Source organism: Stenotrophomonas sp. TWI377 (assembly GCF_039674525.1).
GTDB lineage: Bacteria > Pseudomonadota > Gammaproteobacteria > Xanthomonadales > Xanthomonadaceae > Stenotrophomonas.
Genome location: NZ_JBDJNT010000004.1, coordinates 185,300 through 195,660, shown reverse-complemented (window position 1 = coordinate 195,660; position 10,361 = coordinate 185,300). Strand labels below are relative to the sequence as shown.

The window sequence follows — 10,361 nt, the reverse complement described above, 5'->3', positions numbered from 1 at the left end:
CTCCTTACTTTGCGGGGGGCGCCCCCCACCCCCCCCCCCTGCCTCCGCGCCCCCCCCCCCCCCCCCCCCACGACCAGCATGCATCCGGCTTACATATCGAACCGCACGCTTACCGCGAAGGTGCGCGGCAGGCCGACGCCTGCGTTGGACCAGTACTTCTTGTTGGCCAGGTTCTCCACGCCGGCGCGCCAGGTGACGGGGTGGCCGGCAGCCTGCATGCGGTAGCCGACGCCCGCGTTGACCAGGGTGTAGTCGGGCAGCTTGAGCGTGTTGTCGGCGTCGTAGTAGACGTCACCGTAGTAGCGGGCCAGTGCGTACACGCTCAGGCCCTCGATCTGCGGGATGCTGTAGTCGGCGTGCAGCACGCCCTGCCAGCGGGCGGCGCCGGCGGTGCGGTTGCCTTCCTGGCTGGCGCTGCCCGGGGAGAGTTTGTCGTAGGTCGGGTCCAGCCAGGTCACGCCGCCACCGAGGGTGAAGGCATCGGTCAGGCGCACATCGCCACTGACTTCCACGCCTTCGTACAGGGTGATGCCGTCCTGCACCAGCAGCTTGCCGGCGGACGTAATCAGGTCGATGTTCGCGCCACGCTCCAATCGGAAGGCGGCAGCATTGGCGCTCCAGCGCGGGTACTCGATCTTGGCGCCCATCTCGTACTGCGTGCTGATGGTGGGGTCGAGCACGTCGCCGGCATTGATGTAATCGCTGCCCACGCGGCTGCCGGCTTCCAGCGATTCGACGTAGCTGGCATACAGCGTCACGGCATCGGCCGGCTTGTACATCAGGGCGTAGGTCGGGGTGACCGGATAGGTGTGGTACGCGCCCTTGTTTTCGAAGTCGTTGTAGCGCGCGCCGGCCAGCAGCGACCAGCCATCGGCGAAGCTGACGGTGTCGCTCACGAATACCGCCTGCTGCACGGTCTCGCTGCCGCGGCTGAGCACGCGCGAGCCGACCGCGTCATGGCGCAGCGTCGGGCGCTGATAGAGGTTGCCGCGGCCGATGGTGTTCCATTCGTATGGGCGGTCCCAGCCCAGGCCGGTCTGGTGGGAGACGCCGGCAACGACCTCGTGCGACAACGGGCCGGTCTGGAACCGCCCCTGCACGATGGCCTGGGCCAGCTTCCACTCACTCTTGCCGCCGAGCTCGTAGGTGTTGACGTTGTAGTCGCCGTTGACGTCATCGATGTAGGCGAAGATCTTGTTGACGTCGTTCCAGGAGGTGGTCACGCCATAGCTCAGGCTGGCCTTCCAGTCGCTGTTGATCTGCCAGTTCAACGCGGTGGAGAGCAGGCTGGAGCGGGTGTCGTAGTAGCTGCCGTCGATGCTGTTGTCGATGTCGCCCGCGAGCGGACGCGGCAGCGCGGTCAGGCCGATGAAGTAGTACTGCGGGGATTCGTTGCTGAGCTCGCGTGACTGGAACACGCCGTCGAAGGTCCAGGTGAGGCGGTCGCTCAGACGCGCATCCAGCGACAGTGCGCCGACCTTGCGGTCTACCTCGCCACCGTTGAAGGTCTCGCCTTTCTCCTGATAGGCATTGAAGCGGTAGCCGAACATGTCTTCGTTGCCGAAGCGCCCGCCCACATCGACCTGGCCGCTGACGATGCCCGCCTCGCGCCAGCCGAGCTGCGCCGACAGCGTGGTGACCTCGGTCGGCTTCCTGGTCACGTAGTTGACGATGCCGCCGGGCTGGCCGAAGCCATACATGAAGCCACCGGGACCCTTCAGCAGTTCCACCTGCTCCATCACTTCCAGCGGCCACTCGGTGCCCCACGAGGAAACCTGCAGGCCGTTGACGCGGTAGCTGTCGTAGCTGAGGTCGATACCGCGGTTGCGGATCGGCGAGCTCCAGCCGCTGGCGTAGGCGCTGACCTGGGTGACCACGGACGGATCGGTGAGGAAGGCCTCGCCAAGCGAGACGACCTGGCGCTTCTCGATGTCCTCGCGGCCCACCACCGAGATCGCGAAGGGGGTATCGCGCACGGCACGGTCGCCCAGCGCGCCGGTGTCGGTATGGGTGCGTTCGGCGATGACCTTGATCGCATCCAGGTCGGTGGCCGAGCGCGCCCGGACGCCGCCATCCGGGGCGGACTGGGCGTGGGCGGTGCAGGCCGCGGTCAGGGAAAGGGCGAGCAGGGCCGGGCGCAGGGCACGGCGGCCCGGCACCACGGCCGGGAGCGAAGACACAGACTGGCGCATGTTGTGGGGGTCCTCCGCGGGCGGCAGCACACCGTCCGCGATCAGAAGAAGGCGGAAAAGAGGGGGTGGCTGAGTCGTCAGGCGTGCCGCGTCAGCGGCAGCGGGGCATCGCGGGGGGCAGTGCAGGACCGTGGCTGATGCGAATTGTTCTCTTTTGGGCCGGAAGCGTCAATCCGGCGGCGTGCCGACCCACGGTCGGCACCTGGCTGCATGAACCACGTTCAGTGCAGCCGTGCCGCCGTCACCGTGCGGCCGCGGCGCGCTTCAACGCACGCTTTTCACGACGGCGGGCCCGCCGGGCCGCCCAGCGCTCGCGCAGGCACGAGAAGATCACGTACAGCGCCGGGGTGCTGAGCAGGGTCAGGCTCTGCGAGAACAGCAGGCCGCCGATCATCGCGATGCCCAGCGGGCGGCGCAGTTCGGAACCTTCGCCCAGCCCGATCGCCAGGGGCACCGCGGCCAGGATCGCCACCATGCTGGTCATCATGATCGGACGGAAACGCACGATGCTGGCTTCGCGTGCGGCTTCCAGCGGTGTCTTCCCATGCTCGCGCTGCGCTACCACCGCGAAGTCGATCATCATGATCGCGTTCTTCTTGACGATGCCGATCAGCAGCACCAGCGCGATCATCGAGATCACCGACAGCTCGGTGTTGGTGCCATACAGCGCCAGCAGCGCGCCCACGCCCGCCGCCGGCAGCGTGGACAGGATGGTGACCGGGTGGATCAGGCTTTCATACAGCATGCCCAGCACCAGGTAGACGGTGATGATCGCCGCCATCACCAGGATCAGCATCGCCATCGGGTCCGAATCGAACCCGAACCCGGCGTCCTCGGCCAGGCGGATGTCGCCGGGCATGCGCATGCCATTGACCGTGCTGTCGATGATGGCCTTGGCCTCGCCCATGCTGGTGCCGGGGGCGAGGTTGTAGCTCAGGTCCATCGTCGTGTACTGGTTTTCGTGGGTGATCTGCGAGGGCGCCAACCCTGGCACCTGCTCGGCGACCGCCGTGATCGGCACCATCTCGCCATTGCCGGCCCGCACGTAGATCTGGTCCAGCGCACCCGGTGTCGCGGTCTGCTCGGGCAGGGCGTTGACCACCACGCTGTACTGGTTGATGTCCGAGTAGATCGTGGAGATCTGGCGCTGGCCGAAGGCGCCGTACAGCGCGCCGTCGATGGCACCGACCGACACCCCCAGGCGCGCGGCCTTGGCGCGGTCGATCACGATGTTCTGGCGCAGGCCGGCGCTGTCCACGTCGGTGCCGACGTCGGCGAGCTTCGGGTTCTTCTTCAGCGCGGCCTGCAGTTTGGGCAGCCACTCCTGCAGCTGGGCCAGGTCGTTGCCCTGCAGCGAGACGCGGTACTGCGCGCCCTGGCTGGCCCCCCCGCCGTCATTGCTGGGCAGATCCTGGATCGCGCGCAGGCGCAGCTGCAGGTCGGGATAGCGGTCGGCCTTGGCGCTCAGGCGCGCCAGGGCCTGCGCGGTGGTTTCGCGGCGGCCGTCCTTGCGTGATTTCAGTTCAACGTTGAACTGCGCGCTGGAGCCCTGCCGGCCACTGCCCAGGCGCACGCCCACGGTCTTCACCGCCGGGTCGGCCATCAGCATGTCGGTGATGCGCCGCTGGCGGTTGACCATGTCGTCGAAGGAGACCGTGGCGCTGGAGTTCGCGCGGCCCCAGATCAGGCCGGTGTCCTGGGGCGGGAACGCGCCCTTCTTCACCGCACCGAACAGGAACACCGTCGCGCCGATCAGCAGCAGCGGGGTCAGCGACAGCAGCAGTGCATGACGCAGCGAGAAGTCGAGCAGCGTCACGTAGATCCGCAGCATGCGGTCGTGGCCGGCGTCGAGCAGGCGGCCGAAGCGGCTGGGTGCACCGGCGTCGGCATGTGCGCTCAGGAAGCGGCTGCACAGCGCCGGGGTGAGGGTCAGCGAGATGATCATCGACACCACGATCGCCGCCACCAGGGTGACGGTGAACTCGCGGAAGAACGCGCCCATCATGCCCTTGGCGAACAGCAGCGGGATGAACACCGCCACCAGCGAGGCGGTGATCGAGACGATGGTGAAGCCGATCTCGCGCGCACCGGTGAGGGCCGCCTGCATGCGCGTCATGCCCTCGTCGAGGTGGCGCATGATGTTCTCGATCACCACGATCGCATCGTCGACCACGAAGCCGATCGCGATCACCAGCGCCAGCAGGCTCAGGTTGTTCAAGGTGAAGCCCAGCACGTACATCACCAGCGCCGCGCCGGCCAGCGACAGCGGCACGGTCACCGCCGCGATCAGGGTCGGGGCGAGCCGGCGCAGGAACAGCGCCATGGTCAGCACCACCATCGCCAGCGCGATCAGCAGGGTGATCTGCACTTCATGCAGCGAGGAGCGGATGGTCGGGGTGCGGTCGAAATAGGGGGTGAGCGTGGTGCCCGGTTCCAGGTAGTCGCGCAGGGTGGGAATCTGCGCCTTTACCCGGTCCACGGTTTCCACGATGTTGGCGCCGGCGCGGGTGAACACGTACATCACCACCGCCGGTTTGTGGTTGAACCACGCGGCCTGGTAGGCATCCTGCTGCCCGTCGTAGACGTTGGCGATGTCCTGCAGGCGGATCACGCGGCCGTTGTCGGCGGTCTTGATGACGAGCTGGGCGAAGTCGGCCGCGCGCGCCACCGAGTCGTTGGCGATGATCGCGGTGGTGGTGTTGCCATCGGTGAGGAAGCCGGTCGGCGAGGTCACGTTGGCGGCGCGCACGGCATTGCGCAGGTCATCGGCGGTCAGGCCGAGGGCGTTCATCAGGCGCAGGTTGACGTCCACGCGCACGGCCGGCGTCGAAGCACCGGCAATATCCACCGAGGACACGCCGGTGATCTGGCGCAGGCGCTGGGCCAGCAGCGAGTCGGCGACGTTGTAGAGGTCGTCGGCCGACTGCGTTTCCGAGGTCAGCGCGATCGCGATGACCGGGTCATCGTTCGGGTTCGCCTTCTGGAACATCGGCGTGCCCAGCCCGGCGGGCAGGTCGGCCTGGGCCGAGTTGATCGCGGTCTGTACGTCCAGTGCGGCCGAATCGATGTCGCGGTCGCTCTGGAAGATCATGAAGACCAGCGAACTTCCCTCGGAGCTGGACGAACGCATGCGGTCGATGCCCGGCAGCTGGCCGAGGTGGCGTTCCAGCGGCGCGGTCACCGTGGAGGCCATGGTCGTGGCATCCGCGCCGGCCTGGTTGGCGTGCACGAAGATCACCGGGATCTGGATGTTCGGCAGTGCCGACACGCCCAGCTGCAGGTAGCAGATCACGCCGACCACGAACAGGCCAATGGCCAGCAGGGCAGTGCCGATCGGGCGGCGGATGAACGGACCGGAGATGTTCATCGAACGCCTCCGCAACGGCCTGCGGTGCTCATCATCACGCCTGCGGCTCCTGCACCGGGCCATGGCCATGACGCAGCGCACGCTGTTCGCGGCGCTGGCGCAGGCGCTCGGAGAAGCGCTCCATGTACAGGTAGATCACCGGCGTGGTGTACAGCGTCACCAGCTGGGAAAGCAGCAGGCCGCCGACGATGGCGATACCCAGCGGGCGGCGCAGTTCCGAGCCGATGCCGGTGCCCAGCGCCAGCGGCAATGCACCCAGCATCGCGGCAGCGGTGGTCATCATGATCGGGCGGAAGCGCAGCAGGCACGCGCGACGGATCGCCTCGTGCGCGTTGGCGCCGGTGCGCCGGGCTTCGATCGCGAAGTCGACCATCATGATGCCGTTTTTCTTCACGATGCCGATCAGCAGCACGATGCCGACGATGCCGTCCACCGACAACGGCAGCCCGCACACCATCAGCGCCAGCAGGGCGCCGACGCCGGCCGGGGGCAGGGTGGAGATGATGGTGAAGGGATGGATGTAACTCTCATACAGCACGCCCAGCACGATGTAGATCAGCACCAGCGAGGCCAGCAGCAGCCACACCACATCGGTCTGGCTGCCGGTGAACTCGGCGGCCTTGCCGATGAACTGCGCATGCACCTGCGAGGGCATGTCCAGGCCGGCCTTGGTCTCTTCAATCGCCTTGACCGCATCGGACAAGGAATAGCCCGGCGCGATGTTGAACGACACCGTGACCGCCGGCAGCTGCTGCTGGTGGCTGACCACCAGCGGGGTGCTGGTGACCTTTCCCTCGGCCAGCGCCGCCAGCGGAATGATGTTGCCGGCGCCGACCGGAATGCCGGTGTTCTGCGCGCCGATACCGGTGGCGGTGGACGAGTTGGACGAGGTGACCTGGCCGAAGTTGGTGGCATTGCTGCCGGTCAGCGCGCCCGCGCCATTGGAGGCTACCGCCAGCTGGTTCATCAGCGCGGTGCTGGTGCGGAACTCGGGGGCCACTTCCAGCACTACGCGGTACTGGTTGAGCTCGGTGAAGATGGTCGAGATCTGGCGCTGGCCAAAGGCGTCGTACAGGGTGTCGTCGATGGTCTGCATCGGCACGCCGAGCACGCTGGCCTTGTCGCGGTCGATGGTCAGCTCGAGCGCGCGGCCCTGGTTGGACAGGTTGTTGTCCACGTCGGCCAGCTCCGGGCGCTGGCGCAGCGCCTCGGTCAGGCGCGTGGCCTGCAGCGCGACCTGCGCGCTGTCCACGTCCGATAGCGAGTACTGGTACTCGGTCGCGGCCACGCGGGTGTCCAGGGTGACGTCCTGCACCGGCTTGAGGTACAGCGCCACCCCGGGAATGCCGGCCACGGCCTTCTGCAGGCGCGGCAGGATCTTGTCGAGCCCATCGCGGTCGCCGCGCTCCTTGAGCACGATCGACAGCTGGCCCTGGTTGAGCGTCGGGTTCATGGTCCCGGCGCCGATGAAGGCCGAGACACCGGTCACTGCCGGATCGCTGCGCAGCGCTTCGGCCACGGCCTTGGTGCGCTGCTCCATCTGCGGGAAGGCGATGTTCTGGTCGGCCTGCACCACACCGGTGATCAGGCCGGTGTCCTGCTCGGGCAGCAGTCCCTTGGGGATCACGATGTACAGCACCACGGTCAGCACCAGTGCGCCGGCGGCGACGGCCAGGGTCAGCGGCTGGTGATCCAGCACCCAGTCCAGGCTGCGCTCATACAGGCCCACGGTGCGCGACCACACGGTGGTCTTGCCCGCTGCGGCGGCGCGCTCGTGCGCGTCTTCGCCCTCGGGCAGCGCATCGGGCTTGAGCAGGTAGGCGCACATCATCGGGGTGAGCGTCAGCGAGATCAGCATCGACAGCGTCACCGCGATGCTCAGCACCCAGGCGAATTCGTGGAACAGGCGGCCGGTGACGCCGGGCATCAGCAGCAGCGGCAGGAACACCGCCACCAGCGAAATCGTCAGCGAGAGCACGGTGAAGCCGATCTGCTGCGCGCCGATCTCGGCCGCTTCCGGCCCGCTCTTGCCCTGTTCGATGTAACGCACGATGTTCTCGATCATCACGATCGCATCGTCGACCACGAAGCCGGTGGCCACCACCAGCGCCATCAGCGAGAGGTTGTCCAGCGACATCCCGGCAAACGCCATCACACCGAAGGTGCCGGCCAGTGACAGCGGCACCGCGACCGAGGGAATGATGGTCGCCCACAGGCGGCGCAGGAACACGAAGATCACCGCGACCACCAGGCCGATGGTGAGGATCAGGGTGAACTGCACTTCATGCACCGAAGCACGGATGGTCTCGGTACGGTCGTTGAAGATGTCCAGATGCACGTCGGCCGGCAGCACGTTCTGCAGCTGCGGCAGCAACGCGCGGATGCGCTCGACGGTCTGCACGATGTTCGCGCCCGGCTGGCGCCGCACTTCCAGCAGCACCGCCGGCTTGCCATCGGCCCACGCGGCCAGCTGGTCATTCTCCACGCCGTCGATCACGTTGGCCACATCGGACAGGCGCACCGGGCGGCCGTTCTTGTAGCTGATGATGGTGTCGCGGTACTCGGCGGCACTGGTCAGCTGGTCGTTGGTGCCGATCGAGTAGGACTGGGTCTTGCCGTTGAGCGAGCCCTTGGGCGCGTTGACGTTGGCCTGGGTCAGCGCGCTGCGCAGCTCTTCCAGGGTCAAGCCCATGTTGGACAGCTGCGCCGGGTTGACCTGGATGCGCACGGCCGGGCGCACGTTGCCGGCGATGGAGACCAGACCCACGCCCTGCACCTGCGACAGGCGCTGGGCGAGGATGGAGTCGGCGTAATTGTTGACGTCGCGCAGCGGGCGCGTGTCGGAGGTGAGCTTGAGGGTGACGATCGCCGCGTCGGCCGGGTTCACCCGGTTGTAGACCGGCTGGTAGGGCAGCGAGGAGGGCAGGGTGGCCTGGCGGATCGCGGCCTGCACATCCTGTGCGGCGATGTCGATGTCGCGGTCCATCGAGAACTGCAGGATGATCGTGGACAGCCCTGCCGACGAATCGGAGGTCATGATCTCCAGCCCGGAAATCTGCCCGAACTGGCGCTCCAGCGGCGTGGTCACCAGCGAGGCCATGGTGACCGCATTGGCACCGGGATACTGGGTGGTCACCACCAGGCTGGGCGCATCGATCTCGGGCAGCGCCGACACCGGCAGCTGGCGGTAGCCGAGGATGCCGAGCAGCAGCAGGCCCGCCATCAGCAGCGAGGTGGCGATCGGGCGGCGGATGAAAATCGTCGAAAAGCCCACGGGCGGGTCCTTGCTGGTGCGTCGTGCTGCGTTGGATCAGGCGAACGCCGGCGCGTGGGCCGGCGTCAGGAACGTAGGGCGGGCGCGATCAGCGCGGACCGCCACCGCGGCGTCCACCACCACCCTGCTGCTGGGCGGCCTTGAGTTCGGCTTCGGTCGGTGCGGCCGGGGTTTCGCCCGGCTTGAGCGCGGTCACCTTCGCACCCGGCTTGAGCCGGAACTGGCCTTCGCTCACGACACGCTCGCCGCCTTTCAGGCCCTCGGTGATCTGCACCTGGCTGTCGCCGACTTCCACGCCGCTCTTCACCGTCTGCATGGCCACGGTGCTGTCCGGCTTGACGATGTAGACGTATTCGCCGTCCGGCCCGCGCATCACGGCCTGGGTCGGGATCACCACGCCGCCGGCGATGGTGCGCAGCTGCATGCGGACATTGACGAACTGGCCCGGCCACAGCGAGTTGTCTTCGTTGTCGAACAGGGCGCGCGCGCGGAAGGTGCCGCTGTCGCTGCTGATCTGGTTGTCCACCACATCCAGCTTTCCGCCGTCGGTAAGGACGTGCGCGTCGTTGCGGTCCAGTGCGGCGATGTCTACCGGGCCGGCGGCCTGGGCCTGGCGCACGGCCGGCAGCTGGCGCTCGGGCAGGTTGAACACGACATGGATCGGATGAATCTGGGTCAGCGTCACCAACGCCGTGCCGGCGCTGACAATGTTGCCGGCGTCGACCGCGCGGATACCGGCGATGCCGGAGATCGGGGCGGTCACGCGGGTGTACTGCAGCTGCACCTGGGCGGCGCGCATGCTGGCCTCGTTGGCGGCCACGGCACTTTCGAACTGGGCCACCTGGTTGCGCTGGGTATCCAGGTCGGTCTTGGCCACGTACTGGCGATATTCGGCCGAATTGGAGCGCTGGTAGTTGGAGCGGGCGGTGGCGAGCTGGGCCTGGTTCTGGCGCTTGGCGGCCGCAGCTTCGTCGTAACTGGCCTGCAGGGTGCGCGGATCGATCTGCGCGAGCAGGTCGCCCTTTTTCACTTCCTGGCCCTCCTTGAAGTTCAGGCTGATCAGCTGGCCACCGACCTGCGGGCTGACGGTAACGGTATTCATCGCCGCGACCGTGCCAAGCGCGCTGGCATACACCGGCACGTCCTGGCGGACTGCATCGATCACCGTGACCGGCACCGGGCCGGCATTGGCCGGATCACCGCCCTGGCGCCCTTCGGCTGCCGGACCGCCTGCATCCCCCTTCTTGCCGCCCATCAGGCGCATTCCGACCACGGCAACCACCAGCACTGCGACCACCAGCAGCACGATCTTCCAGAAACGCGACATTCAATAACTCCTGAGGGGGCTGGCGGAGGGCGGGGGGCCCGGTTGGCTAGGCGCAAAGCATACTCGTCGCCCGTGGCCTTTCATGCATGACGGATGGGACGGGCGATCAGACCGGATGTGACGGGTGAGGTTCCCTCCATGAACGTTTGCCGGGGCAGAAAGTTACAGCGCGTCCGGCCCCGATGCCCTACATTCAGGTTC

The 10,361-nt window shown here is 67.3% G+C and carries 4 protein-coding genes; all 4 read right to left on the bottom strand.

All coding sequences use genetic code 11. From position 1 onward, the window contains the following. Positions 1-89: 89 nt before the first annotated feature. Positions 90-2,192 carry a TonB-dependent receptor gene (locus ABE546_RS06495; protein WP_346462991.1) on the bottom strand — a complete coding sequence of 701 codons (2,103 nt, stop codon included), beginning with the start codon at positions 2,190-2,192 and terminating at the stop codon, positions 90-92. Between the two features lie 241 nt (positions 2,193-2,433). After that, positions 2,434-5,559, bottom strand: coding sequence for an efflux RND transporter permease subunit (locus tag ABE546_RS06490; RefSeq protein WP_313211076.1), 3,126 nt, complete (start codon positions 5,557-5,559; stop codon positions 2,434-2,436). A gap of 34 nt (positions 5,560-5,593) precedes the next feature. After that, positions 5,594-8,833: an efflux RND transporter permease subunit gene (locus ABE546_RS06485; RefSeq protein WP_346462990.1), complete on the bottom strand. Its 3,240-nt coding sequence runs from the start codon at positions 8,831-8,833 to the stop codon at positions 5,594-5,596. 88 nt (positions 8,834-8,921) lie between these two features. Further along, complete coding sequence (locus ABE546_RS06480) at positions 8,922-10,160, bottom strand: efflux RND transporter periplasmic adaptor subunit (protein ID WP_121040573.1); 1,239 nt, start codon at positions 10,158-10,160, stop codon at positions 8,922-8,924. Positions 10,161-10,361: the final 201 nt, after the last annotated feature.